The organism is Streptomyces mangrovisoli (assembly GCF_000974985.2).
GTDB lineage: Bacteria > Actinomycetota > Actinomycetes > Streptomycetales > Streptomycetaceae > Streptomyces > Streptomyces mangrovisoli.
Window position 1 is genome coordinate 168,525 of sequence record NZ_LAVA02000058.1, and the last position, 25,859, is coordinate 194,383.

A 25,859-nucleotide genomic window follows, 5' to 3' on the forward strand; every position below is an offset into this window, starting at 1 on the left:
TCGATCTTCTCAGGCGGAGCCGGTGGGCCGCATCCGGGTTGTCCCGCCCTGGGCGCGTGTCGTCAGGTCCTCGTCCGTGATGGCGCGGAGCACCCGGCACGGCGTGCCGACCGCGACCGTCATCGGCGGGATGTCACGGCTGACGACGCTGCCGGCGCCGACGACCGACCCGTGGCCGATGCGGACGCCGGGCAGGACCACGGCGTTGCTGCCGATCCACACCTTGTCCTCGATGACGATGGGCTCGGAGAACCGGCCGAAGTCGGCCCGCCGTGACGGGTGCACCGGGTGTCCGGTCGTCGTCAGCGTCACGCTGGGCGCGATCATCACGCCGTCGCCTATGCGGATGTCCACGTCGTCGACGAACGTCAGGTTCACGTTGCCGAAGAAGTCGTCGCCGATGTGGACGTTGCTGCCGAAGCCGGCGTGGAACGGCGGGAGCAGCACGGTGCGTTCACCGACCGAGCCGAGGATCTCGACGAGCAGGGACCGGCGTCTGTCCGCCTCGCTCGGAGGCGTGTGGTTGTACGCGAAGATCTGGTCCGTGCGGCGACGCGAGGCCTGGAAGGCCGCCTCCGACTCGGTGTAGACCAGCCCCTTCGCTATCCGGGCCAGGACTTCTTCCTCGTGCGCGTCCGTCATGACGGGAGGCTTCCTTCGTCGGAGTCTTCGGTCGGTCGGAGTCTTCGGCCGGTCGGCGTCCCGAGCCTACGTGTCTCCCGAGAGGATCGGGGGCGCCGGAAAACCGGTCGTCGGCTCGGCCGTCTCCTGGCACAGTGACGGTTCATGGAGGACTCCGGGCTCGTGTCGGCGGCGGACGTGCGGCTCATGCAGGACCTGGCACAGCGGGTCGTCGCGGTCCGGCCGGATCTGGTCAACAGTGATGCCTCGCTCGGCGAGCTGGCCTGGATCTGGGGGAAGGGCCACGCGAGCGAGGGCGCGAGCTGGCGGCGTCGGCTGTGGTTCGCCGACGGCGTCGCGGTCGCGTGGGGCTGGGTCCAGCTGCCGCGCCGGGTGCGGCGCGGCGACGGGTCGGTGAAGGACGTGACCCACGCCTATCTCCAGTACCAGGTCCATCCCGACCACCGCGGGCTGGTCGACGACGTGATCGAGTGGTACGACGCCGTGGCGGCGGGCGTCGAGCGCACCGTGGTGCCCAGCGCCGCCGACGCGTTCGGCCTCGGGCGGTGGAGGGCGTACGGCTACGAGACCGATCCGGACTCGCTCGGCGACTCGGGGTCCTGGACGCAGCTCAACGTGCGCGACCTCGACGACCTGGACGAACCCGGCGGTCCCGGACGGCCCTTGCTGCCGGACGGGTTCCGGTTCCGCACCGCCGAGGAGGCCGGGGCGCGCGCCGTGGTCCAGGCCCATGTCGACGCCTGGGCCCCGACGACGTACACGGCCGAGGCGTACGAAGGGGTGCGGCGCACGCCGCCGTACCGCGGCGATCTGCACGTCCTGGTCGAGGCGCCGGACGGGACGATGGCCGCGTCGACGATCATGTGGCTCGACGAGGCGAACTCGACCGCGGAGTTCGAGCCGGTCGGCACGCATCCCGGCTACCGGCGGCGCGGACTCGGCCGCGCGATGCTGCTGCACGGGATGCGTCTGGCGCGCGACGCCGGGGCCGGTCACATGACGGTGGCCTGCCTGGGAGCACCGGGGCATCCCGCGGCGCGTGGCCTCTACTACGGGGTCGGGTTCCAGAAGTTCACCCGGGACGCGCCGTTGATCAGGCCCGCCCGGTGAAGGGAGTTCGCCTCACAGCCACTTCACATCCGGCCCGCCGAACCGCCGTCCCCACAGCCGCCTCACACCCGACGCGCAGGTCGGCGTGACGTTCGTCTCCCCCGTCCGCCAACTCCCTTCTACCGCGCTCGCGGTAGGCGGCGATGATCCCCTGGAGTGACGTCGGGGTCCGCGTCGCCCTTTAGCCTCGCCGTGTGCAGACAGACAGGTGGCCTCGATGGCCGTGCGGGCCGGCGACGCTCGTGCCCGCCTGTCTCGCCACCACCCTGTGTGTTTTCAATGTGGAGATGTCCGCCGACTTCGGCAGCCGGTCCTTCGGCTGGCCGGGGATCGATCTGTCGGTGGCCCTGGTCTCCGGTCTGGTGCTCCTGGCGAGGCGGCGGGCGCCCTTCTGGGTGCTGGGCGTGCTCCTCGCCCTGTCCGTCGGCTACCAGGCCGGGGGCGGCACCATCGCCATGACCCTGCCGTCGGTGGAGGTCGCCCTCTACACGGTGGCGCTCCAGACCCGGCGGGTCGCCGCCTGGGCCACCGCGCTGGTGGCCGTGTGCTGGGCGGTGGTCACGACCGTCGCGTTCGGCTCCGGCCCCTGGCAGAGTCCGCAGCGGCTGGGCGTCATCGCCTGGATCGCCGCCGCGGTGGCGCTCGGGGACGCCGTGCGCAGCCGCCGCGCCGTGGTCGACGCGCTGCGGGAACGGGCCGAGCGCGCCGAGCGCACCAAGGCCGAGGAGGCGGCCCGGCGGGTCGTCGAGGAGCGGGTGCGCATCGCCCGGGACCTGCACGACGTCGTGGCGCACCAGTTGATCCTCATCCACGCGCAGGCGGGTGTCGGCGTGTACCTGGAGGAGTCGGGCGCGGCGGCCGATCCGGCCCTGCTGCCGCAGATCCGGGACGGGGCGAAGGCCGCGCTGGAGGAGTTGCGGGACCTGGTCTGCGTGCTGGCGCCGCCGGACGAGGACGGCGCGCCGTACCAGCCGACCCCGCGCCTCGACCGGCTCCCGGACCTGGTGGTCTCCTGCCGGCACGCCGGTCTGGAGGTCGAGCTGCGGGAGTACGGCGCCGCGGTGGAACTGTCGGCGGCGGTCGACGTGGCGGCGTACCGGATCGTGCAGGAGGCCCTGACCAACGTGCACCGCCACGCCGGGGTCGAGCGGGCCACCGTCGAACTGGACTGGGGGCGCGAGCGCCTGCGGCTGCGGGTGCTCAACGGGCCCGGGACGGTCGGCGGCCGGACGGGTCCGAAGGGACCCGGGAACGGGCGGGGCACGGTGTCGATCAAGGAGCGGGCGTCGGCGCTGGGCGGCCGCGCCCGGCTCGGTCGGCAGGGCGGCGGGTTCCTCGTCGAGGCGGAGCTGCCGTACCGGGGGACGGTGGGGCGCCGGTTCGAGGGACCGGCGGCGGAGGGTCCCGGGGCCCATGGCACGGCGGAGGCCGGAGTATGACCATCCGTGTGGTGATCGCGGACGACCAGGTCCTGCTGCGGGGCACGCTGCGGCTGCTGCTGGAGAACGCCGCCGGGTTCGAGGTCACCGGTGAGGCCTCGGACGGGGCGGAGGCGGTGGAGGTGGTCCGTGGCGGGGCGACCGATGTCGTGCTCATGGACCTGCGGATGCCCAGGGTCGACGGTCTCCAGGCGATCCGCGCCATCCGGGACGACACGGCGCTCGACGACGTCAAGATCCTGGTGCTGACCACGTTCGAGTCCGAGCAGTACGTCGCGGAGGCGTTGCAGGCGGGCGCGAACGGGTTCGTCGGCAAGGGCACCGATCCCCGGGAGCTGCTGCTCGCGATCGAGACCGTGGCCCGGGGCGATGTGATGCTGTCCCCCGCCGCGACCCGGGCCCTGGTCGCGGTGTTCACCCGCAGCGCGGCTCCCGTGCCGCAGGCGGCCCAGCAGAGGTTCGACGCGCTCACCCCGCGGGAGCTGGAGATGGTGGTGCTCGTGGCGGGCGGCATCACCAACGACGAGATCGCGGCCAGGCTCTCGCTGAGCCGGCACACGGTGAAGACGCACATCAACCGGGCCATGGTGAAGCTCGGGGTCAGCGACCGGGCGCAGCTGGTGGTGCTCGCGTACGAGAGCGGCCTGGTCACCCCGTCGGGACGCCCGCGGTCGCAGTAGTCGTCCGGGGGCCTGCCGCGCTCGCGGTAGCCGTAATGGGTCCCGTCGGCGGACGCTTCGGCGGGTGCGGGCGTCGGAGGGTGGAGACGAGCCCCCTGTCCGGGGCTCCTTCTCCCTCTGCACCCCGATGAAATGGGAACACCCATGTCCTGGTTGTCCAGGATCAGCGTGGCGAACCGCAAACTGGTCGCGCTGGTCACCCTCCTGCTCGTCGTGCTCGGCGCGTACTCCGCGAAATCCCTGAAACAGCAGCTCCTGCCGGACCTGTCGTTCCCCGCGGTGACCGTGGTGGGCACGCACGAGGGCGCGTCTCCCGAGATCGTCGAGAAGCAGGTCACGGAGCCGATCGAGGACGCGGTGAAGTCGGTCGACGGGGTGGAGAGCATGACCTCCACCTCCCGGCAGGGCTCGACGACGGTGAGCGTGCAGTTCGACTACGACGCAGACATCGACGACGCGTCGAACAAGGTGCAGCAGGCGCTGTCGCGGATCTCCGCCCAGCTCCCGCAGGGAGTCGACCCGCAGGTCAACACCGGCAGCACGGACAGCCAGCCGACGATCACGCTGGCCGCCACCTCCGACGCCTCGCAGCACGATCTGGCGCAGGCCCTGGACGACGACGTCGTACCGGCGCTGAAGGACGTCGACGGCGTCAACGACGTGACCGTCTCCGGCGAGCGCGACCAGGTGGTCTCGATCGTCCCGGACGCCGACGCGCTGAAGAAGGCCGGGCTGACCACGCAGTCGATCTCGGACGCCGTGGCCGGCCTCGGCACCAGCCCGGCGGGCTCGCTCGACGAGGGCAAGGACTCCGTCAGCGTCTCCGTCCCGCACTCGGTCGCGAGCGTCAAGGACATCGGCAACCTCTGGCTGTCGAGCGCGTCGACCGGCACCGGCTCCGGCGCGACCGCGGGCTCCGGCGCCGCCACCGGCATGGGCGGCGCGTCCACCGGCGGTACGTCCACCGCGTCCCCGGTCCAGCTCAAGGACGTCGCCGAGGTCAAGCTGACCGAGGCCACCGCGACCTCGCTGACCCGTACCGACGGCAAGGCCAGTCTCGGTGTCGCCGTGACCATGGACCACAACGGCAGTTCGGCGTCCATCTCGGACGACGTCCGCGCCCAGATCGCGGACCTGGAGCACAAGCTCGGCCACAACGCGCGGCTGACGGTCGTCTCGGACTCCGGCCCGCAGGTCAGCAAGTCCGTGTCGGGGCTGTTCGAGGAGGGCCTGCTCGGCCTGCTCATGGCCGTCCTGGTGATCGTGCTCTTCCTGCGCTCCGCGCGGTCCACGCTGGTGACCGCCGTGTCGATCCCGCTGTCGCTGCTGATCGCCCTGACCGCCCTGTGGATCGGCGACTACTCCCTCAACGTCCTGACCCTGGGCGGTCTGACCATCGCCGTCGGCCGCGTGGTCGACGACTCCATCGTCGTCCTGGAGAACATCAAACGGCACCTCGGATACGGCGAGGACAAGCGCCGCGCCGTGCTGGGCGCCGTGCGTGAGGTCTCCTCGGCGGTCACCGCCTCGACCCTGACGACGGTCGCCGTCTTCCTGCCCGTCGCCTTCGTCTCCGGCATGGTCGGCGAGTTGTTCGGCCCGTTCGCGGTCACCGTCGTGGTGGCGATGGCCGCCTCGCTGCTGGTGGCGCTCACCCTGGTCCCGGCCCTGGCCTACTGGTTCCTCAAGCCGCCCGCCGACGCCATCGGCGCCGACCCGGACGAGTACCGGGCCCGCGTCGAGGCCGAGGAGCGGCACGGCTTCCTCCAGCGCGTCTACCTGCCGGTGATCAACTGGTCGGTGCGCAGGCGCCGTACGGTCCTGAGCGCCGCGGTCGCCCTGTTCGTGATCACCGTGGCCATGGTCGGCACCCTGAAGACCAGCTTCCTCGGCGACTCCGGGTCGACCAGCCTGAACGTGACGCAGACGATGCCGGCCGGCAGCAGCCTCTCCGCCACCGACGCCGCCGCGAAGAAGGCCGAGTCGGTCATCAAGGACATCGACGGAGTCGCCTCCTACCAGGTCACCGTCGGGTCCAGCAGCGCGGGCTTCAGCGGCTCGACGAGCAACGCCTCCTCCGCCTCCTACACCGTGGTCACCGACAGCGAGGACGTCACCGACCGGGTCCAGGACACCCTGCGCGACCGCCTGGACGCCCTGCACGGCGCCGGTACGTTCACCCTCGCCGCCGGCGGTGGCGTCGGCAGCGACAGCGACGTCGAGGTCGTCGTGCACGCCGACGACGACGCCACGCTGCGCACCGCCACGAAGAGCGTCGAGTCCGCCCTGAAGAAGCTGGACTCGCTGTCGGAGGTCACCTCCGACCTGTCCGAGGAGTCGCCGCAGATCACCGTCGCCCCGAAGGGTGAGAAGAGCGCCGAGCTGGGCCTGACCGCGGCCTCGCTCGCGCAGAGCGTCGGCCAGGCCCTCCAGGGCACGACGGCGGGCCAGGTCACCCTGGACGGACGGCAGGACGACGTCGTCGTCCACGGCACCGACGACCGCCCGACGTCCCTGGGCACGCTCAGGGACCTGGACATCACCGTCGGCGGCGAGACCGTCCGTCTCGGCGACGTCGCCACCGTCTCGCGCACCGAGGCGCCCGTCGAGCGCACCCGCACCGACGGCGAGCGCACCAACACCGTGTCGGCGACCCCGGCGGGCGACGACACCGGCACCGCCAGCACCGACGTGCGGAGCGCGCTGGACGCGCTGGACCTGCCGTCCGGGGCCAGCTACACCATGGGCGGTGTCACCAGCGAGCAGAGCGAGGCCTTCGGGCAGCTCGCGCTCGCCATCGCCGCCGCGATCGCGCTGGTGTTCCTGCTGCTGATCGCCACGTTCCGGAGCGTCCGGCAGACCCTCGTGCTGCTGGTGTCGATCCCGTTCGCCGCGACCGGCGCGATCGGCCTGCTCGCGGTCACCGGCACGCCGCTGGGCATCGCCGCCCTGATCGGTCTGCTCATGCTGATCGGCATCGTGGTCACCAACGCCGTCGTCCTGCTGGACCTCGTCAACCAGTACCGCCGCCAGGGGATGTCCGTCCACGACGCGGTGGTGGAGGGTGGTCTGCGCCGGCTGCGGCCGATCGTCATGACGGCGCTGGCCACGATCTTCGCCCTGCTGCCCATGGCGCTGGGCATCACCGGCTCCAGCGGCTTCATCTCGCAGCCGCTGGCCGTGGTGGTCATCGGCGGACTCCTGTCGTCGACGCTGCTGACCCTCGTGCTGATCCCGACGCTCTACACCATGGTGGAGACGCGCCGGGAGCGGCGCCAGGCCCGCAAGGACCGCCGCCGCACCCCCGAGGCGCCGCGGCCGGCCGAGCCGGAGCCGGTCCTGTCATGACGTGACCCGACCCGCGAGCGGCGGGCGGCCGATCCGACGGACGGCCGCCCGCCGCTCGCGGTCACGGCGTGACGTGGCAGGGCATGGCGTCGTGGGAGTCGTACGTGTCGTACGGCTGCGGCGGCGCCTCGCCGTCCACGACGCGGGCCCGGACGGCGCGGCACCGGGGCGCGGCGCCGGTCAGCCCGCGTCGGCCGCCGGCGGCGACGCGAGGAGCAGGTCGGTCGTCAACTGGATGTGGGCCGCGGCGAGTTCGCAGGCGCGGTCCGCGTCTCGGTCCAGCACGGCCTCGCAGATGTCGCGGTGCTCCTTGGCGACATCGCGCCGCGCGCTGGCCCGTACCGCCCAGGCGCGGTACAGCTCGGCCTTGTCGTAGAGCTCCGAGCGGAACCCCTGGAGCAGCGGGCTGTCGCAGCCCGACGCGACGGTGGCGTGGAAGGCCGCGTGGGCGGATCGCCAGCTCGCGTTCAGGGCGCCGTCGACGAGGGCCTCGGTGCGCGCCATGTGGTGGTGCGTCGCGACGACGGACGCCTCCCAGGCGAGATCGCCCTCGGCGATCGCGCGGCGGACCATGAGGGTCTCGATGTCGACGCGCACGCGCGTGAGGTCGACGAGGTCCTGCCGGGACAGCGACATCACCGCGAAGCCCTGCTGCGGGGCGGACTTCACGAGCCCCTGCTGGGTGAGCCGGGTCAGCACCTCGCGCACCACCGACAGGCTGACGTTCAACCGCCGGGAGAGCGGTTGGACGAGCAGGCGTTCCCCCGGGGCGAGGACGCCCATCAGGATCTCCTCGCGCAGTTCCACCTGCACGTCCTCCACCAGGGAGGAGCCCACCCGCTGCCGTTTCATGCCCGCAGTGTAGGGCCGCGGTGGATCTAGGTCCCAACGAAGGGCGGTCTCAGTCCGGCTGCGCGGTCCGCCGGTGCGGCAGTGCCCGCCAGAGCCGGCCGCAGAGTACGGCACCGGCGAACAGCAGGACGTAGACCAGCGGCGTCCACGCGCCGCCGCTGCGGCTGGCGTGGCCCTGATGGAAGACGAAGGTGACGGAGCTCTGCAACCAGGCGACGCCGCTCCAGGTGAAGGTGGCGTCGGAGTGCGCACCCGTGGCCGTCAGCGCCTGCTGGTAGGCGTTCTCGGCCTCGCCCAGGAAGTAGTTGAGCAGCAGCGGCACGGTCAGCAGGAAGACGGCGGCGGCGATCCAGGAGTGCCGTGGCCCCTCGCCGAGTTCGGCGGCCAGGTACTCGTCCGCGAGGGCGCGGCTGCTCCCGAGCCGGCGTACCGCCTGCGCCGCCCCGACCTCGGCGGCGGCTTCCAGCAGGTTGGCACGGACCTCGCGGCGCCGGGCGACCCGGTTGCGGGAGGGGAGGTCGTACAGGCGCTGGTCCAGCGACCAGACCAGCCGCTCGATGCGGAGCCGGTCGAACAGGGTGACGGTGTGCGGCATGTCAGGAGCCCTTCTGCGGTGCGGTGGGCAGGGGACGGGACAGGACGGCGTCGACGGTGTGGACGTGCCGCGCCCAGGCGGCGGCGCCGGCCGTCAGCGCTTCGTGCCCGGCGTCGGTCAGCCGGTAGTACTTGCGCGCGGGGCCGCTGGAGGAGGCGACCAGCCGGGTGGCCAGCCGCCCCTCTCGTTCGAGCCGGGCCAGCGCCGGATAGACCGTGCCCTCCAGCACGTCGGTGAAGCCGGCACCCTGCAGGCGCTGCGCCACCTCGTATCCGTACGACTCCCGTTCGGCCAGCAGATGCAGCAGCAACAGGGAGAGGACGCCTTTGAGGAGCTGCGGGTCATGGCTTGAGGTCACAGCATCTAGACTGTTACCAGTACCTGGCAATGTCAAGTAGCCCGATCCGGCGAGGTGTTCCTCAGGGGACGCGCAGCAGTCGCAGCCCGGCCGCGCTCTGGAGCGCCATCGCGCCGGCCGCCGTGACCGCGACCGCGAAGCCGCCGCGCGCCCCGGCCGAGTCGATCGCCCAGCCGGAGAACGCCACCGCGGCGGCGGAGCCGGCCGCGCTCGCCGACCCCAGCCAGGCGAACGCCTCGGTCAGCACGGCACGGTGCACGAACGACTCGGCGAGCAGGGGGAACAGCACGAGCAGGGGCGGGATCACGACGCCGGTCAGAACCAGTGCGAAGCCGAGCTCCAGCGGTGAGCCGACGGCGAGCAGGAGCGCGCCGCCGAAGGTCAACACGCCCGTGGCCGCCATCAGTTGCACCCCTGGTGCGGTGGTCGGCCGGCGCAGCCCGTACAGCCATCCCGCCACCAGCCCGCAGCCGTTGGAGACGGCGAGGACCGGGGCCGCGGCACCCGGGGCGCCGTGCTCCACCACGAAGGCCGGCACGGACACCTGAAGGGCACCGAAGAAGACCCCGACGCCGAGGCTGAGTCCGAGCAGGAGCAGCAGGGGGCCGCGCGGCAACAGGCGCCGCCCCAGGGCGCTTTCGGCGTCGGCGGCCACCGGGGCGGGTGCGCTCGCGCGGTGTGCGGCGAGGAGCGCGCCGCCGCCCACGGAGAGGGAGGCGGCCAGCACGGTGCCGGCCAGGGGATGGCCGGCCCCGGCGAGGGCGCTGACGGCCATCGGGCCCACCAGGTAGCCCACGGCGTTGCTGATCGACTCCAGGGCGAAGGCGGTGGGCAGTTCGGCCGCCCGGCCGCCGGAGCGCAGCGCGGCCGACCAGCGGGCCGCGGACATCGCTCCCAGCTGCGGTACGGAGGCCCCGACCAGCGCGCCGCCGAGCACCAGCCAGCCGTCGGCGGCGTCGGCGACGACCAGTGTCACGAGGAGGGCCGCCGCCGAGGCGTGGACGAGCAGGGTGGGCGGCAGGACCCGGGTCTGCCCGAACCGGTCGACGAAACGGGCCAGTTGGGGTGCGCCGAGCGCGTCGGCGACGGCGAAGGCGCCACTGACGAGCCCGGCGGTGGCGAAGGTGCCGGTGCGGCTGTGTACGAGCCACACCATGCCGAGGCCGGTCATCGCGATGCCGACGCGCCCCAGCGAGGCCGGCAGGAAGAAGGCTGCGGCGCCCGGGGTGCGCAGCAGGGAACGGTAGTTCGCCGACGGCACGGCGAATCCCTTTCGCTGCCCGGCGGGACGGCCCGTCCCGGGTCGGCCGGTGCCCGGTTGCGCCGACCCGCGGATGCCGTCAGGACCCGTCCAGTGGTGGCGCGGAGAGGGGACACACGCCCCGCACCGACTCCGTCACCGGGCAGAAGTCTCGATGTCTCGTGGACGGCCATTGTCGTCGCCGGGACACGGGGAAGTCCACGACCACGCGGAAGCCCATGACCACGGGGACGCCCATGACTACGAGATGTCCACGACCACGGCGACCGCGACGCCGCTACGCGTCCTGGGGCCGCAGCACGATCTTGCCGTGGGTGTGTCCCTGCTCCAGTTCGCGGAACGCGTCCCGCACCGCCTCCAACGGGTAGGTGCGCGCGATCGGCACCTCCAGTTCGCCGCGCGCGGCAAGACGCGCCAGTTCACCGAGGACGACCGCGCAGGCGGCGGCGCCCTCGCCGTAGGTCCGCGCGCCGACCTTGGCGGCGGTCGCCCAGTCGCGGACGGTGTTGATCCGCTCCGGCGGTACGCCCAGCTCCACTGCCAGTTCGACGTACCCTTCGCCGAACGTGTCGATGAACGCGTCGACCCGTCCGCCGGCCGCCCGGCGCACGCGCTCGGCCATGCCGTCGCCGTACGTCACGGGCACCACCCCGTGCTCCTTCAGCCAGGCGTGGTTGCGCTCGCGCGCGAGGCCGATCACCGTCGCGCCGCGGCGCCGCGCGAGCTGCACCGCGAGCGATCCCACGCCGCCCGCCGCGCCGGACACGACGACGGTGTCCCCGGGGCCGGGATCGACCGCGAACACGGTGGCGTACGCGGTCGTGCCGGCCACGTACAGCGCCCCCGCCACGTCCCAGGGCAGCCCGGCCGGGCGCGAGACCAGCGCGACGTCGTCGACCGCGACGAACTCCGCCTGGCTCGCCCGGCCGTGGCTGAAGCCGAGTACCTCGTCGCCGACCGCGAACCCGCGCGCCTGCGGCCCGAGTTCCACCACGACGCCCGCCAGGTCGCTGCCCTGCCCGGAGGGGAACGTCGCCGGCCAGCGGTCGTGCCGCGCGCCCTCGCGGATCATCACCTCGCCGGGCTGGATCCCGGCCGCGCGGACCTCGACCAGGACCTGTCCCGGTCCGGGCACGGGGCGCGCCACCTCCTCCACCCGCAGCACATCGATCCCGCCGTACGCGTGGAACCGCACCGCCTTCATCGCGTGACCACCGCTCCCTGTGTCGAGGACGGGCGCGCCGCAGGACACGCCGTGGGCGGCCGCGGGTCGACCGCCGCCGCTGCCTCCAACAGCCGGGGAGCGGCGTCTTCTTCCCGGATCCGCGGATCGATCCGGTTCGTCCGACGGTTCAGTCGTCCTCTCCGGTGTCGTGGTCGGAGTGGTTGGCCGTGTTCAGCTTCCAGTACGCGCGGGTGTGCAGGGTGAGGGGGCCCGCGTCCAAGGCGGTGGCGGTCCGTGTGGCTCGCCGGGCGCCCTGCGCCAGCAGGTGGCGGCGGATCTCGCGCATCACGCCCGCCTCGCAGCCGACCCAGATCTCGGTGGGCTCCTCGGGGAACCGCATGTCCCGCACGGCCGCCACCAGTTGGCCGCCGGGACGGCCCGATTCGGCGGTCCAGGTGACGACGGGTTCGGCGGGGCCGGAGAGGCTGAGCCTGTCGTCGAGATCGACGACCTCGACGATCGCCTCCGCCCGGGTGCCCGCGGGAAGGGATTCGAGGATCGAGGACATGGCGGGCAGCGCGCAGTGGTCGCCGACCAGAAGGATGTTCCGGGTGTCGTCGCGCGGGAGGAATCCGCCCCGGGCCTGACCGGAGATCTCCAGGGTGTCGCCGGGCGCCGCCGCCGAGGCCCAGCGGGTGGCGGGTCCGTCGGCGTGGATGCCGAACTCCAGGACGATCTCGCCCTGTTCGGGGTCGTACCGCCGGACCGTGTAGCTGCGCATCACGTTGCCGCCGTCGGCACCGGGCACGAACACCTTGAGGTGGGCCCCGGGTCCGTCCGCGGTCCAGCCGGCCAGGTCGCCCTCGGCGCGCACCCGGACGAGCCGGGGCGTCACCCGGGTGACCTCGGCGACCGTCAGCCGGCGGCGGGGCAGCCGCTGGCGTCCGCGGCCGCCGCCCCGGGGCCCGGCCGATGTCTGTGGGGTGGTCATCTCTGCTCCTGGAGGTCGGGATCAGGCCGAGGAATCGACTCGGCGTACGAGGTAGTCCCACGTCCGCAGGAGGTACCCGTCGGACTCGGCGTGGGCGTAGCGCTTGCCGGGGTGGTGCAGCGCGGGGTCGACGCCGCCCGCCGAGGCCGCGAGAACCTGGAGCCGGCAGGCCCGTTCCAGGAGGATCGCGGTCGTGACGGCCGTGGACACGCTGGAGCCGACGGCGATGATGCCGTGCCCGACGAGGAAGAGTCCGCGCGCGTCACCGAGGCAGTCCGCGACGGCGGCGCCGAGTTCGGCGGTCTCGACGAGTCCGGCGGGCTCCTCGAAGCGGGGCACTCCCCCGGCGAACGGTCCGGCGCCGTTGGAGAAGGCGTACAGCGGCGCTCCGGTCGCGGCCAGCGCGATGGAGTACGGCGGGTGGCAGTGCACCACGCTGTTGATGTCGCCGCGGGCCCGCAGCACCTCGGTGTGGAGCGGGTACTCGCGCGGGGGCGGTCCGGATCCCTCCAGCAGCCGGCCGTCGAGGTCGACCAGCGCGACGTCGTCCGCCGCCACCTCGTCGAAGCCGCGCGGTCCGGTCTTGAGCCAGACACCGCGCCCGTCGGGGTCGCGCTGCGAGACGTGGCCCCATACGGGGTCGCCGTGGTCGTCGGTGCCGAGCACCCGGCAGCCGGTGACGACGGCGGAGGCCGGGTCCGTCGTACGGCCGGGTGCCGCTGCCGGGCCCGACGGCGCCGTCGCTGTCGATGTCGCTTGGTTCTCGGGCAGTGCCCTCACCTCGGTGCTTGTCGTCGGTCGGGGGTGTGGCTGACGCCGTCGACGGCCGGGTGACCGGGAACTCCGGCTCCCCGGCCACCCGGTGCCGCGGCGGGCTGCGTCCGGCCCGTCGCGGCCTGCTCCGCCCGCACGCGGTGACCTGGTCAGCCGGCCTGGTAGGCGCGGTCGAGGATCTCGTCGACCACCGAGTTGAACCGCTGGGGGTTCTCCCAGTAGTCGGAGTGCGGGGCGCCCTCGACGAGTTGGACGTTCGCCTCGGGGAGGAGTTCGCGCAGACGGGCGTAGGCAGGCTTGTAGACCATGACGTCGGCACCGCCTTCCAGGATCGAGATGCTGACGCCGGCCGTGATGGCGTCCCGCATCTGCTGGATGGAGACGGACCCCTTCAGCGAGTTGGCGAGCCGGTTGGGCCGCCCGGGGCCGGTCTGGTTGAAGCTGCCGACCTGGAAGAAGAGGTGGACCTTCTCCACCTCCTTCTCCTGGAACTCCTTGGTGAGCAGGAAGTCGGCCACGGAGAGGTGGCGGACCTGCTCGCGTCCCTTGTCGTTGAGGTCGGATATCTCGTCGCCGACGGGGCCGAGGGTGCTGGTCATCACGATGCCCGCGACCCGCTCGGGGTGGTGGACGGCGTAGGAGAGCATCGAGTAGCCGCCGAGGGACTGGCTGACCATGAACACGCGGTCGACGCCCGCGTGGTCGAGCACCGCCTCGATGGCGGCGGGGTGCAGGCCGGTGTCGAACCGCCCCGAGTCGATCAGGGAGAGGCCGAAGCCGGGCAGGTCGATGGTGATGACCCGGTAGCGCTGCTTGAAGTGCGGGATCTGCTGGTACCAGGCGGCGTGGTTGCCGCCGCCGCCGTGCAGCAGGACGAGGGCCGGGCCCTCTCCGTGCGACTCGTAGTAGACCTTGCCGTCCCCGGTGCTCGCGTAGGGCATCGGTCACCAGTCCCGGTCGGCGTGGTGGGTGATCTCGACGTGGTGGCCGTCGGGGTCGTGGATGGTGGTGGTCTTCGAGTTGTTCTGCGGCCGGCTGTACGGCTCGTCGTAGGGGACGCCGAGCTTCTCCAGGTGCCCGAGGAACGCCTCGAAGTCCTCCACCTCGATCGCGAAGTGGTAGTGGATCTTGGGGTCGAGGTCCGTGATCGGGGAAAAGTGCAGGTCGAAGTTGCCGTGGGTGAGCAGCAGCGCCTGGATCTGCGGGGCGCCCGCCGAGCCGGAGCGGGCGCGCGGGATGATGCGCTTCATCCCGAAGACCTTGCCGTACCACTCCTCCGTCCTGGCCGGGTCGGTGATCGGGAAGTTGACGTGGTGGATGGTGTGAGCGTCGGTGCTCTTGTCGAGGTCGGGACTCATGGGGATTTTCCTTTCGCTGCCTGATGACCCGTGCGGGCCGGCGTCGAGTGGTGGTGCGGAGGGCTCACGCCGCGGCGCCTCGGCCTCGGGCGCGGGACGCGCACCGACCGGTTTCTCAAGCCGCTGTATCGTGACCTATCGTTATCGAGCGTAGTGAGTGCCGGAGAGAGACGTCAACCCCGGTGCGGCACCTGGTGCGGGTCGGGCCCTACGGCCCTGTCGGCGGCGCCGGGGCATCCGCACAGGCCCCGGCGGCCCTTCTCGGCCGTCAGCGGGCCTGCTTGATCGGCCCCGTCCCGCCGAAGCCGACGACCGAGTCGACGTCGACGATGACGGCGACACCGCGCCGTTCGGCGTCGCGCCCCCGCTCGGCCTCCGGAATCCCGGCGTAGACCGCGTCGTTGACGGAGGCGTCCACCCGGGCCCGACCCTTGACCAGGATCCGGCGGGCACCCACGGCGGGGTCGGGCCCCTGCGCGGGGTCGTAGTACAGGATCGAGATCGCCGGGTTGGCGGTCACGTCGACGGCCAGCCCCTCGTGCTGCTTGCGCACCCAGATGGCGAGCTGGTCGCGCGAGTACACGAAGATGCTGCCGCGGAACGACACGGACGGGGTGCCGTCGACGGCCACCACGCTGACCACCGCGGGCCGTTCGCGGTCCATCGCGCTGTTGAGCGAGGCCGCGACGGTCCCGGTGAGGTCGATCTTCTCCGCCGGCCGGTCGGGGGCGTCTGCGGGCTTTCCTGCCATGGTCATCTCCCGGTCATCGGTCGCCGTCCGCCAGCAGGCGGTACAGCTGCTTGCAGGTCTCGTTGAGCAACTCCGTGGCCCTGACGGGGGCTTCGCCGCCACCGTTGAGGGCCACCTGCCGCGCCGCGGCCGCGGTGGCGTGGATCGCCCGGTGCAGCGCGTACGCGCCCTCCGGTGCCAACGCCCAAGGCCCTGCGGGGTCGTTGACGCTGTCCACGTACGCGACGCCGGCCTCGGTCAGTTCGTAGGTACGGCCGTCCTCGGCCTCGCCGTCCGTCACGCGGACCAGGCCCTCGTCCTGCAACTGCCGCAACACGCCGTAGACGAAGGCGGGACCGGGGAAAGGCCGGCCGAAACTGCGGGCCTCCAGCGCCCGCACCAGCTCGGTCTCGGTGCGCGGGCTCTCCGTCTTGAGGAGGGCCAGCAGCACCCACCGGCGGCCGCCGGAGCGCCGCCCCCAGGCCGGCCACGGGCCCGCGGCCGGGCCGGAGGCGTCGTACGCGAACCGCCTGCCGCGGCCACCGCCACGGCCGCGGCGACCGCCGCCGTATCCGCCGCATCCGCCGTATCCGCCGTATCCGCCGTATCCGCCGCATCCGCCGTATCCGCCGTATCCGCCGTATCCGCCGTATCCGCCGTATCCGCCGCGGAGCGTCCCGTAGGAGTACGGGAAGTCGTCGTTGTACACGTCATCTCCCTTCGGTGACTGTGTCGGACTGTGTCGATGATATATCGCTAGCAGTCGCTGTCAATATCTCCGATAGTCGGTAACCGGAGTTCCGCTGCCGCGGGGGCGATACGCGTGAACAGTGACTTAATGCCGCGAATCAAGAGGCGCAGGCGCCCTCCCGATGTATCACGATCGGCATGGGCACACGCTCGCGTCACCCCCGGCCGGCCTCAGCCGCCCGCCCGACCTCCGCTCCCGGGGCGAGCCGGCGGAAGAGGCCGCCGTGGAACACCAGTGGGGAGCGGTCCTGGTCGCGGGAGAGGCCGTGCACCTCCAGCAGGGCGACCGTGTGGTCCCCGCCCGGCAGCAGCGCGAACACGGAGCAGTCGAACCAGGCGGCGGCGCCGCCCACGAACACCGCTCCCGCGTCGCTCCGCCGCCAGCCAAGGCCGTGGAAACGGCCGTCCGGCCCGCCGCGCGACAACTGGCGGCAGACGCCGTCCTGGTGCTCCGCCAGGACGCTGACGCCCAGCCGCGGCAGCCGGCTCAACCGGTCCCAGGTGGCCGACGAGTTCCGCAGACACACCGAGACCAGCGCGGGGGTCAGCGACACGGAGGTGAAGGAGCTGACGGCCATGCCGACGGGCGATCCGTCCACGAGGCCGCACACCGCCGCGACACCGCTGGGAAAACAGCCGTAGGCGTCTCGAAGTACCCGCGTGTCACGCACATCGCGCAGGGTGGTCATGCACACTCCCATGACGGTCGACCGGCTCCACGAAGGGCCGGGATGCACGAGGTGGCGGCCGATCCGCCGCTCCATCCTCGGTAAAGGTCTATCACGATGTATCGATAACGGTCTACGGGTCCACCTCCGCGGCGGCGGCACCCTCTTCCACCTCTGCTGATACCATGTCGATATATCTGTGAGATGCGATGCGAGGTGCGGGCGGCGAGCTCGCAGAGGCCGGTGATGGGGCGGAATGCACAGGGGTAGTCACGACCGCGGCGCGGGGCGCCGAATGCGCCGAGGCAGAGTGCCGAGCCTGCTGCTCGCCGCACTGCTCGACGGGCCGGCCCACGGCTACGAGCTGATGGACCGGCTGGAGGCGTCCAGCGGCGGCAGCTGGCGGCCCAGCCCGGGATCGGTCTATCCGCTGCTCCAGTCGTTCGTGGACGGCGGCCTGGTGGAGGGCAGCGACGCGAACGGGCGTCGCGTCTTCGCCCTGACCGACGCGGGCCGCGAGCAGGCCCTCCAGGGGCAGGACGGCGACATCGCCACCGAGGAGGCCGCCACCCACGAGGAGCTGCACCACTCGCCGCTGCGCACCGAGATGGAGCGACTGAAGGCCGCGGCCCGCCAGGTGTCGTCGTCGGAGGCGTCGGCCGAACAGATGGAACAGGCCATCGCCGCCGTCCGCAACGCGCGGCAGACCCTCTACCGCATCCTGATGGACCAGTAGGCCACCCGCTCCGCCCGCTCCCCCAGCCTCCCGCGACTGACCGGATCCGATCACCGGCAGCCGACGGGAGGCTTCTTCATTCGTGCGGCCCGCGCGCCCCCGCACCGCCCGCCGCACCGCCCCCCGGGGATTCGTATCACCTTCTTTCGTACCGACCCTTTCCGATGTATCACGACTGTCGCTACCCTTCTGTCACCCGGGCAACGGTCGGCGACGGAGCCGCCGCGCCGCGCCGCTCTGTGGCTGGGCAGGACACGGCCGGCCGCGAAGCGGCCCGCTCCTGCACGGACCAGTGGCCCGGGGTGTCGCCGCGGGGGTGCGCCTGGATCGCCTTCCCCCCGCGGCACGACACCTCCTCACCGCGCCCGGCCGCAGCGACAGCGATATGTCATCCATCGGGCCACCGGATCCCCCGGGGCCGCCGGACGCGGGTCCCTCACGACCTGGCGAAAGGTGCCTCCGCATGTCCTCGACCCCCTCTCCCCGAAGATCGCTGCTCGCCTCCGGCCTGGCCGCCGGCCTACTGCTCAGCGGATGCGGCCTGATCAAGGACGACGCTGCCTCGGGCGCGGCCTCCGGGCCTCTCACGCTCGGCCTGGTGAACGGCGGGACCACCCGCTTCGACACCTGCCTCCAGGAGGCCGTCGAGAACGACGCCCGGTACAACCTCGCCCACCTCGTCACCGCGCACTCCCAACATGACGCGGACTCCGAACTGGCGGCCGTCCAGGACATGATCGACCGCAAGGTCGACGCGATCATCCTCCAGCCGGTCAGCGCGGCGGCCCTCCAGGACGACCTCGCGAAGGCCAGGAAGGCCGATGTGCCGGTCTTCCTCATCTCCGTGGCGCCGGACGACACCTCCGGCATCCTCGGCGCGGTGGTCGCCGACCTCACGGGCGTCGGCGCCCTCGACGCCCGGTGGATCGGGCAGGACGCGGCAAAGGCCACCGTCCAGGTGGGCGTCATCGGCGGCTCCTCCGGGTCCGCGTCGGACCAGCTGGAGGACGGGTTCAGGAAGGCCCTGCCCGCCAACGCGTCGGTCGTCGACGACAAGTCCGGGAGGTACGACCCGGCCGTGGCCGCCAAGGTGGCGCGGCAGATGATCGAGGCGCACCCCGGCCTCCAGTACGCGTTCGTGGCCAACGAGGACATGGCACTCGCCGCGCGCACCGCCTTCGACGAGCACGGCGGCGGCCAGGTGAAGATCGTCTCGGTCGACGGCACCGACGAGGCCCTGGCCGCCCTCAAGGACGGCCGGCTGTCCGCGACCGTCAGCAACTCGGCGGCCGACACCGGCACGCTCGCGGTCGAGAACACCCTCTCGCTGCTGCGCAAGGACAAGCCCGTGGACAAGATCACCAAGGCGCGGATCCGCCTGATCACCCGTCCCAACGCCGACACGGCACCGGTGTACTGCCCCTCGGACGACAGCTGAACGGCGGACGACAGCCGGACGAGGTGTGGGGGGCCGCGGCCCCCCACACCTCGTCCACGGCAGCCGCTCCCTACGACACGGACACGCCCCGGTCGGCCGCACCCGCCCGGGCGCGGCCGCGGGCCACCGCGAACAGCGACACCGCGGCGACCGCGCAGGACAGGGCGCCTACACCGACCGCCCAGCGGGGCGAGACATGTTCCCCGATGGCGCCGACGACGGGACCGCCGATCGGCGTGGTCCCGGCGAAGCCGACGGACCACAGCGCCATGACCCGGCCCCGGTAGCGGGCCTCGCTGGACATCTGCAGGGTGGCGTTGCTGATCGCCATGAAGGCCGAACTGCCGACGCCGACCAGGACCAGGGCCGCCACCGCGACCGGCAGCGTCGGACTCAGCGCGAGCGCCGTGACGGCACCGCCGTACAGGACGGACGCCCAGGCGATCGGGGCCGTGCCCACGCTCTCGCGCCGGGCCACGACGAAGCCGCCGACGACGGCGCCGACGCCCATCGCGGACGTCATCCAGCCGTAGGTGCCGCCGTCGCCGTGGAACGTCGTGCGCGCCAGCAGCGGCAGGGTGATCGGGAACTCCGCGGCGAAGGTGCCCACCAGGAACACCATCGACAGCGGCCAGAGCAGGTCCTTGTGGTCGCGGACGTAGCCGAACCCCTCGCGCAACTCCCGTACGGCCGGGGCCCGGTCGGCGCGGACCGCGCCGGCAGGCAGGGTCCACAGGGCGACGATGATGCCGGTGAACGACACGGCGTTCAGCAGGAAGCACCAGCCGATGCCCACGGCGACGATGAGGACGCCGGCGATCGCCGGGCCGACCGCGCGGGCCGCGTTGATCAGTACGCCGTTGAGGGACACGGCGTTGCGGATCAGCCGGGGTCCGGTCAGCTCGATCAGGTACGACTGACGCACCGGGTTGTCGACGGCCTGCGCGATGCCCAGGACCAGTGCGCAGCCCAGGATCGCGGGGATGCCGACCCGTCCGGTGACGGTGAGCGTGCCGAGGACGAGGGCCGCTGCCGCCATCGCCGACTGGGTGAGCAGCATCAAGGTTCGCTTGGGGAAGCGGTCCGCCAGCAGACCGCCCCAGGGCGCGAGCAGCAGCCCCGGCAGGAACTGCACGGCGGTGAGCCAGCCGAGGGCGGTGCCGGAGTGTGTCAGCTCGACGATGAGCCAGCCCTGGCCGACGGACTGCATCCACGATCCGGGGAGGCTGATGGCCTGGCCGATGAAGAATCTGCGGAACGGTCCGGCCCGCAGGGCCGCCAGCGTCCGATGGTTGCCCGAAAGGGCCTTGCTCGCCTGTCCGTCGGGGCGCGCGCCGGTGGCCGCGGATTCGCGGTCACCGGCGCGCGCCGCCCCGGACTCAGGCGCCTTCGGGTCGTCGCCCGGTCGGTTCATGTTCCCTGCCTTGTGGTTCACGCCGGTCCGCGGCCGCGGCACGGGCGTCGGGGTCCGGTAGGTCGGCGGCTGCCGCCAGCGGGTAGTGGCACGCCGCGAACCGTCCGGGGAGCACCTCGCGGATCTCCGGCTCCGACCGCGCGCACCGTTCCTGGGCGGCGGGGCATCTGCCGCTGAACCGGCAGCCGGTGGGCGGTGCGAGGGGTGAGGGTACGTCTCCTTCGAGGGGGGAGCCGGTGAACGGCCGGTCCGGGTCGGGCAGCGGTACGGACTCCAGCAGGGCCCGGGTGTAGGGGTGGACCGGGTTGTCGTAGACCTCCACCGAGTCGCCGAACTCGCAGACCTTGCCGAGGTACATGACCAGGACGCGGTCGCTGACCGAGCGCACCACCGCGAGGTCGTGCGCGATGAAGACCACGGTGAGGTCGAACTCGGGCTTCAGCTTCTCCATCAGGTTGAGGATCTGCGCCTGCACGGACACGTCGAGCGCGGACACCGGCTCGTCGCACACCAACAACTTCGGTCGGAGGGCCAACGCGCGCGCGATGGCGACCCGTTGGGCCTGTCCGCCGGAGAGCTGGCGGGGCAGCATGTCGGAGAACCGTTCGGGGGTCAGGCCCACTTCCTCCAGCATGTCCGTGGCGCGCCGGTCCCGTTCCGCCTTGGGTACGCCGTCGATGGCGAGCCCTTCGGCGACGATCTCCTTGACATGGCGGCGGGGATTGAGCGACCCGAGCGCGTTCTGGAAGATCATCTGCATGTCGCGGCGCAGCGCCCTCATCGTCTTCTCGTCGGCCCGGTCGATGCGTTCGCCGGCGCAGCTGATCTCTCCCGAGGTCATGCCGCCGAGCCGGAGGACGGCCCGGCCCATGCTCGACTTGCCGCAGCCCGACTCCCCGACGATGCCCAGGGTCTCGCCGGGCAGGACGTCGAAGCTCACGTCGGAGACGGCCTGCACCGTGCCCGCGTCGGTGTGGTACTCGACGACGAGGTTGCGCACGCTGAGCAGGGCGTCCTCGCCGCGCAGATGGGCGGTTCCGCTACCGGCCATCGTGCTCACCTCCCCGGGCGCCGACCGCGGCGGGGGCCGGCACCGGGTCGGCGCACGCCACGTGGTGGCCCGCGGCGACGGGCGTCATGTCCGGTCCCAACTCGTGGCAGGGGCCGTGGAAGTGGTCGCACCGGGCCGCGAACCGGCAACCGGCGGGCGGTTTCACCGGGTTGGGCAGGGTGCCGGGGATCAGCCGGAAGGGGCTGTGGCGTTCGTGCGTGATGGTCGGCGTGGCGGCGAGGAGAGCTGCGGTGTACCGGTGCCGGGGTGACTCGAACACCTGCCGGGTGGAGCCGGTCTCGGCGAGGCGGCCGGCGTACATCACCGCGGTGCGGTCGGTGCGGCCGGCCACCAGGGGCAGGTTGTGACTGATGAGGATCATCGACATGTTCCGCTCCCGCTGCACGCGGCGGAGCAGGTCGAGGATCTGCCGCTGGATGGTGACGTCGAGCGCGGTGGTGGGCTCGTCGGCGATCAGCAGGTCGGGCTCGCAGGCGAGCGCCGCGGCGATCATGACGCGCTGGCACATGCCGCCCGACATCTCGTGGGGATAGTTGCGCAGCCGCCGCTCGGGGTCGGACACGCCGACCTCGCGCAGGAGTTGCAGGGCCCGGCCGCGGGCCTCGGACCTGCCGAGGCCGAGGTGTCTGCGCATGCCCTCGGTGAGCTGCCGCTCCACCGGGACGACCGGGTTGAGCGAGCGGCCCGGGTCCTGGAAGACCATGGAGATCTGCGGCCCCCAGATCTCGCTCATCTCCTTGCGGGGCAGGCCGATCAGCTCGCGCCCCTTGAACAGGACGGAGCCGGTGCGGTCGGACCGCCGCGGCATCAGTCCCATGATCGCCCGGGACATGACCGACTTGCCCGAGCCCGACTCGCCGACCAGCCCCATGGCCTCGCCGTGCCCGACTTCGAAGGACACGTCGTCGACGGCCTTGACCACCCCGTGCCGTGAACTCAAATAGGCGCGGAGATGCGTGACGTGAAGGAGTGGTTCTGGTTTCACGGCTCTCGGGTCCTTCTGCTCACTGCTCGACTGTTCGGTCAAAGCGGCTCCTGAGGTGGTCTCCGATCTGGTTGAGAGCGAAGACGGTGAAGAAGATCGCCAGCGCCGGCACGAAGACCAGCATCGGCTGGTCCGCGATCGAGTCCTTGGCCGCGCTGACCATCCCGCCCCACGAGGGGCGCGGCGGCGGGATGCCCAGGCCGAGGAAGCTCAACGACCCTTCGGCGACGACGATGTGCGACAGCACGATGGGCATGTACGAGGCCAGCGGCGGCAGGACGTTCGGCAGGATCTCGCGGAAAAGGATCCGGAACGGGTTCGCGCCGAGCCCCTTCGCGGCCCGTACGAACTCCCGCGCCGACCACGACAGGGTGTGGGCGCGGGCCAGGCGGACGAACTGCGGCACGCCCATGACACCCATACCGAGGATCAGGGTCTTCACGCTCGGGCTGAAGATCGACGCGAGCGCCAGCAGCAGCACGAGACCGGGGAAGGCGAGCATGACGTCGGAGACCAGGACCACGACGCTGTCGATCCAACGGCCGAAGTAGCCCGCCAGCAGCCCGAGTACGGTGCCGACGACGAAGGCGATCAGGCAGGCCGCGGCGCCGACGACGAGCGAGACGCGGGCGCCGTAGACGACACGCGAGAGCATCGAACGGCCGAGGCCGTCGGTGCCGAGCAGCGTCGAGAACGAACCGAGGTCGGGGGCGGTGTGCGGGGCCCCGATCGGGATCGCGTACGACGCCAGCGGAAGGACCGGCGCGAGCACGGCGAGGGCGACGATCAGCACAAGCCATCCCTGACTGAGCCGGACCAGCGCCGACGTGCCCCTGCGGTCCAGGGTGACACGGGGCAGCCGGCCGGGCGCGACGGGCGGCCTCGGCTGCCCGGTGGCGCGCTCGGCCGCGGTGTCGGTGGTGGTCATGCGGCCGCCACCCGCCTCACCCGGGGGTCGACGACGCCGTAGCCGATGTCGGCGAGCGTGTTGACCGCGACGCACACGATGCCGGTGAAGGCCACCATGCCCTGCACCATGACCACGTCCCGGCTGCCGATCGAGGTGATCAGCAGCTGGCCGAGGCCGGGCAGCGAGAACAGCGTCTCGGCCACGGCCGTGGCGCCGACCAGCCGGCCGATGCTCAGGCCCACCATGGTCACCAGGGAAAGCGACGAGGGCCGAAACGCGTGCCGGAACATGACGTAGGCCCTGCTCATGCCGCGGGCGCGCGCCGCGCCGATGAAGTCCTCGCCCAGGGTGCCGATCAGGTCGGTGCGCAGCAGCCGGTGGAACGCGGCGATCTCCACCAGGGCGATGGACAGGGACGGCATGATCGCCGCCCGGAGGTTCTCACCGAACCCGGCGCCGATGGGCGTCCACCCCATCACGGGGAACCAGCCGAGCCTGACCGACAGGAAGTAGATGAGCACCGGCCCCGCGATGAACGCGGGGACCGACAGGAACACCGAGGACACCGCGGTCAGCGCCCGGTCGAGCGGGCTGCCCGGCCAGGAGGCGCACGCCACCGCGAAGACCACCGCGAGGACGAGCGCCATCAGCACGGCCAGCACGGTGAGTTCGAGGGTGACGGGCAGCCGCTCGGCGATCGCGGTCGTCACCGACTGGTGGGTGAGCGGCGAGGTGCCGAGGTCGCCGCGCAGCGCGTGCGAGAGCCACTGCGTGTACTGCTCGAACACCGGCTTGTCCACGCCGAGTTCCTTGTTGAGCGCGGCGACGTTGGCCTTGGTCGCGTTCTGGCCGAGGATCACCTCGGCGACCGAACCGGGGGCGCTCGCCATGAGAACGACGATGGCCAGCGTGACCAGCAGCATCACGAGGACGCCGCGGCCGGTCTTGCGTACGACGGCCAGAGCCGTCCGATTGCGTTTCACCGTGCGCACTCCGTCACTTGGCAAGCCACAAGTCCGCCGGAAGCGGAGAGCCGGATCCGTCGAGCACCACTCCGCCGACCTTCTTCGTCACCGTGGCCTGGGCCGTGCGGGCGACCAGGATCGCCGGGTCGAGCGCGGCGAGCCGCTCGGAGACCGTCCGGTAGGCGGCGGCCCGCTCCTCGTCGGTCGTGGCCGAACTGCCCTTGGCCAGCGCCGCGTCGAGCTGCGGGTCGGCGATCCCGGTGGCGTTGCGGGGCGACTTGCCGGAGAAGGCGGAGGACAGGGCCGGCTCCGGGTCGAGGAAGAACGCGGTGGACAGCAGCATGTCGTACTGCTTCTGCCCGAAGACCTTCCCGGACTCCGACCAGTCGACCGTCTGAATCTTGACGGTGACGTTGTCGTACGCGCTCAACTGCGCCTGTACGGCCTCGGCCAGGGCCTTGTCGGTGGGGAAGGCGGTGAAGGTGAAGGAGACCGGCTTGCCGTCGGCGGCGAGTTCGTCGAACAGCTTCTGCGCGGCCTGCTTGTTGTACGTGTGCAGGGCGACGTCGTTGTAGTACGGACTGGCCTTCGGGAAGAGGCCGCTCGCCGTCTCGGCCTTTCCTTCGTACACGGCCGCGTTGAGCGCGTCGGTGTCGATCGCCTCGCTGACCGCCTGGCGTGCCTTCACGTCCTTGAAGGGTGCGCGCAGGGTGTTGAGGGTCAGGAAGCGGCCGCCGCCGGACGGCACCGTCTCGACGGTCAGGCCGGCCGCCTTGGCCTTGGCCACGGCCTCCCAGTCGGTCTCCACGCCGAGGTCGGCGCCGCCGCTGGTCAGCGAGTTGACCCGCTGCTGGGGGTCGGTGGACGTGGTCAGCGTGATGCCGTCGAGGTAGGGCTTCGGGGCGTCGTAGTAGGAGGTGTTCTTCACCAGGTCGAGCGCGCCGCCGCGGGTCCAGCTCTTGAGGGTGAAGGGCCCGGCGCCCACGGGGTGGGCGTCGAAGGAGCTCTCGCCCTTCTTCAACGCGGCCGGGGACGCTATCCAGTTCATGGCGCTCAGCACGACCTGCTCGCCGTACAGAGGCGTCGCCATCGTGAGCGTCACCTCCAGGGTGGTCGCGTCGACGACCTTCGTCGACTTCACCACCGAGGCGTACGGCTGCGAGTCCGAGCCGAGCTTGGGGTCCTTCAGCCGGTCCCAGTTGTACTTCACCGCGGCCGCGTCCAGAGCGGTGCCGTCGGAGAACTTCAGGCCGTCCTTCAGCTTGAGCGTGAAGGTCTTGCCGCCGTCCTTGGTGGAGAAGTCCGTGGCCATCCGGTACTGGAGGGCGCCGGTCTTCTCGTCGCTGACCATGAGGTTGCCGTAGAGCGCGTTGCCCAACAGGGCGGTGCCCTGGAGGGTGTTCTGGAGGAGGGCGGGGTCGAGGTTGCGCGGTTCGCTGATCTCGACGGCCCGCAGGGTGCCGCCCGCGACGGGGCTGCCCGACGCCGCGGACCCGTCGGAGCCGGCGGTGCTCTCGGACTCGCAGGCCGCGAGCAGCAGCGCGGCACAGCAGCCGGCGACAGCGGTGAGAACTCTGTTCCGAACCATGTCGTACCTCTCGAAAAACGGGATGTCTGA

25 protein-coding genes are annotated in these 25,859 nt (G+C 72.0%); 6 read left to right on the top strand and 19 right to left on the bottom strand.

Annotation, left to right across the window (positions count from 1 at the left end; translation table 11 throughout):
• Nucleotides 1-9: 9 nt before the first annotated feature.
• Nucleotides 10-642, bottom strand: a complete 633-nt coding sequence (locus WN71_RS24270) for a sugar O-acetyltransferase (protein WP_046588179.1) — start codon at nt 640-642, stop codon at nt 10-12.
• A gap of 144 nt (nt 643-786) precedes the next feature.
• On the opposite strand from WN71_RS24270, the gene WN71_RS24275 reads away from it, so the two are divergent.
• From WN71_RS24275 to WN71_RS24290, 4 genes are all read left to right on the top strand, one after another.
• Nucleotides 787-1,752 (top strand): GNAT family N-acetyltransferase, encoded by a 966-nt coding sequence (locus WN71_RS24275; RefSeq protein WP_046588182.1) that lies wholly within the window; start codon nt 787-789, stop codon nt 1,750-1,752.
• A gap of 242 nt (nt 1,753-1,994) precedes the next feature.
• Entirely contained in the window at nt 1,995-3,191 is a 1,197-nt protein-coding gene (locus tag WN71_RS24280) for a sensor histidine kinase (protein ID WP_420856523.1), read from the top strand.
• Nucleotides 3,188-3,871, top strand: a complete 684-nt coding sequence (locus WN71_RS24285; RefSeq protein ID WP_046588184.1) for a response regulator transcription factor — start codon at nt 3,188-3,190, stop codon at nt 3,869-3,871. Before WN71_RS24280 ends, WN71_RS24285 begins: the two co-directional genes overlap by 4 nt.
• 144 nt (nt 3,872-4,015) lie before the next feature.
• Nucleotides 4,016-7,219 (top strand): efflux RND transporter permease subunit, encoded by a 3,204-nt coding sequence (locus tag WN71_RS24290; RefSeq protein WP_046588186.1) that lies wholly within the window; start codon nt 4,016-4,018, stop codon nt 7,217-7,219.
• 180 nt (nt 7,220-7,399) lie between these two features.
• Here the strand turns inward: WN71_RS24290 and WN71_RS24295 are convergent, their stop codons facing one another.
• The 12 genes from WN71_RS24295 to WN71_RS24350 all read right to left on the bottom strand — a co-directional run bounded on the left by WN71_RS24295 (nt 7,400) and on the right by WN71_RS24350 (nt 16,742).
• Nucleotides 7,400-8,071: a GntR family transcriptional regulator gene (locus tag WN71_RS24295; RefSeq protein ID WP_046589840.1), complete on the bottom strand. Its 672-nt coding sequence runs from the start codon at nt 8,069-8,071 to the stop codon at nt 7,400-7,402.
• A 49-nt stretch (nt 8,072-8,120) separates the two neighbouring features.
• Nucleotides 8,121-8,666, bottom strand: coding sequence for a hypothetical protein (locus WN71_RS24300; protein WP_046589842.1), 546 nt, complete (start codon nt 8,664-8,666; stop codon nt 8,121-8,123).
• Nucleotide 8,667: 1 nt separating this feature from the next.
• On the bottom strand, nt 8,668-9,024 hold the full coding sequence (locus tag WN71_RS24305; protein WP_046589844.1) for a PadR family transcriptional regulator: 357 nt from the start codon (nt 9,022-9,024) through the stop codon (nt 8,668-8,670).
• A 61-nt stretch (nt 9,025-9,085) separates the two neighbouring features.
• Nucleotides 9,086-10,285: an MFS transporter gene (locus WN71_RS24310; RefSeq protein WP_046589846.1), complete on the bottom strand. Its 1,200-nt coding sequence runs from the start codon at nt 10,283-10,285 to the stop codon at nt 9,086-9,088.
• Nucleotides 10,286-10,562: 277 nt separating this feature from the next.
• Nucleotides 10,563-11,489 carry an NADP-dependent oxidoreductase gene (locus WN71_RS24315; protein ID WP_046589848.1) on the bottom strand — a complete coding sequence of 309 codons (927 nt, stop codon included), beginning with the start codon at nt 11,487-11,489 and terminating at the stop codon, nt 10,563-10,565.
• A gap of 148 nt (nt 11,490-11,637) precedes the next feature.
• Nucleotides 11,638-12,441: a siderophore-interacting protein gene (locus WN71_RS24320; RefSeq protein ID WP_052743146.1), complete on the bottom strand. Its 804-nt coding sequence runs from the start codon at nt 12,439-12,441 to the stop codon at nt 11,638-11,640.
• A gap of 21 nt (nt 12,442-12,462) precedes the next feature.
• A complete protein-coding gene (locus tag WN71_RS24325; RefSeq protein ID WP_167382954.1) occupies nt 12,463-13,221 on the bottom strand; it encodes a class II aldolase/adducin family protein in 759 nt (252 codons plus the stop codon).
• 143 nt (nt 13,222-13,364) lie between these two features.
• Nucleotides 13,365-14,156, bottom strand: coding sequence for an alpha/beta fold hydrolase (locus WN71_RS24330; protein ID WP_046589852.1), 792 nt, complete (start codon nt 14,154-14,156; stop codon nt 13,365-13,367).
• A gap of 3 nt (nt 14,157-14,159) precedes the next feature.
• Complete coding sequence (locus WN71_RS24335) at nt 14,160-14,573, bottom strand: VOC family protein (protein ID WP_046589854.1); 414 nt, start codon at nt 14,571-14,573, stop codon at nt 14,160-14,162.
• Between the two features lie 268 nt (nt 14,574-14,841).
• Nucleotides 14,842-15,324 carry a pyridoxamine 5'-phosphate oxidase family protein gene (locus tag WN71_RS24340; protein ID WP_143074871.1) on the bottom strand — a complete coding sequence of 161 codons (483 nt, stop codon included), beginning with the start codon at nt 15,322-15,324 and terminating at the stop codon, nt 14,842-14,844.
• Nucleotides 15,325-15,337: 13 nt separating this feature from the next.
• Complete coding sequence (locus WN71_RS41025; RefSeq protein WP_052743147.1) at nt 15,338-16,012, bottom strand: PadR family transcriptional regulator; 675 nt, start codon at nt 16,010-16,012, stop codon at nt 15,338-15,340.
• Between the two features lie 196 nt (nt 16,013-16,208).
• Nucleotides 16,209-16,742, bottom strand: coding sequence for a flavin reductase family protein (locus WN71_RS24350; protein ID WP_046589858.1), 534 nt, complete (start codon nt 16,740-16,742; stop codon nt 16,209-16,211).
• Between the two features lie 274 nt (nt 16,743-17,016).
• Here WN71_RS24350 and WN71_RS24355 point away from each other — a divergent pair, with 274 nt between their 5' ends.
• Nucleotides 17,017-17,457 (top strand): PadR family transcriptional regulator, encoded by a 441-nt coding sequence (locus WN71_RS24355; protein ID WP_167382955.1) that lies wholly within the window; start codon nt 17,017-17,019, stop codon nt 17,455-17,457.
• 463 nt (nt 17,458-17,920) lie between these two features.
• Nucleotides 17,921-18,895: a sugar ABC transporter substrate-binding protein gene (locus WN71_RS24360; RefSeq protein WP_046589863.1), complete on the top strand. Its 975-nt coding sequence runs from the start codon at nt 17,921-17,923 to the stop codon at nt 18,893-18,895.
• A gap of 70 nt (nt 18,896-18,965) precedes the next feature.
• Here WN71_RS24360 and WN71_RS24365 read toward each other — a convergent pair whose 3' ends face one another.
• Genes WN71_RS24365 through WN71_RS24390 form a run of 6 tightly spaced genes read right to left on the bottom strand, consistent with a single transcriptional unit; the run spans nt 18,966 to nt 25,829 of the window.
• Nucleotides 18,966-20,309, bottom strand: a complete 1,344-nt coding sequence (locus WN71_RS24365; protein WP_079178069.1) for an MFS transporter — start codon at nt 20,307-20,309, stop codon at nt 18,966-18,968.
• Entirely contained in the window at nt 20,275-21,360 is a 1,086-nt protein-coding gene (locus WN71_RS24370) for an ABC transporter ATP-binding protein (RefSeq protein ID WP_046592237.1), read from the bottom strand. The genes WN71_RS24365 and WN71_RS24370 overlap by 35 nt, the downstream gene beginning before the upstream one ends.
• Nucleotides 21,350-22,366, bottom strand: coding sequence for an ABC transporter ATP-binding protein (locus tag WN71_RS24375; RefSeq protein ID WP_046592236.1), 1,017 nt, complete (start codon nt 22,364-22,366; stop codon nt 21,350-21,352). The genes WN71_RS24370 and WN71_RS24375 overlap by 11 nt, the downstream gene beginning before the upstream one ends.
• Before the next feature lie 19 nt (nt 22,367-22,385).
• Nucleotides 22,386-23,294 (bottom strand): ABC transporter permease, encoded by a 909-nt coding sequence (locus WN71_RS24380; RefSeq protein ID WP_046592235.1) that lies wholly within the window; start codon nt 23,292-23,294, stop codon nt 22,386-22,388.
• A complete protein-coding gene (locus WN71_RS24385; protein ID WP_206300128.1) occupies nt 23,291-24,259 on the bottom strand; it encodes an ABC transporter permease in 969 nt (322 codons plus the stop codon). The genes WN71_RS24380 and WN71_RS24385 overlap by 4 nt, the downstream gene beginning before the upstream one ends.
• 13 nt (nt 24,260-24,272) lie before the next feature.
• Entirely contained in the window at nt 24,273-25,829 is a 1,557-nt protein-coding gene (locus tag WN71_RS24390; protein WP_046592234.1) for an ABC transporter substrate-binding protein, read from the bottom strand.
• Nucleotides 25,830-25,859 lie beyond the last annotated feature (30 nt).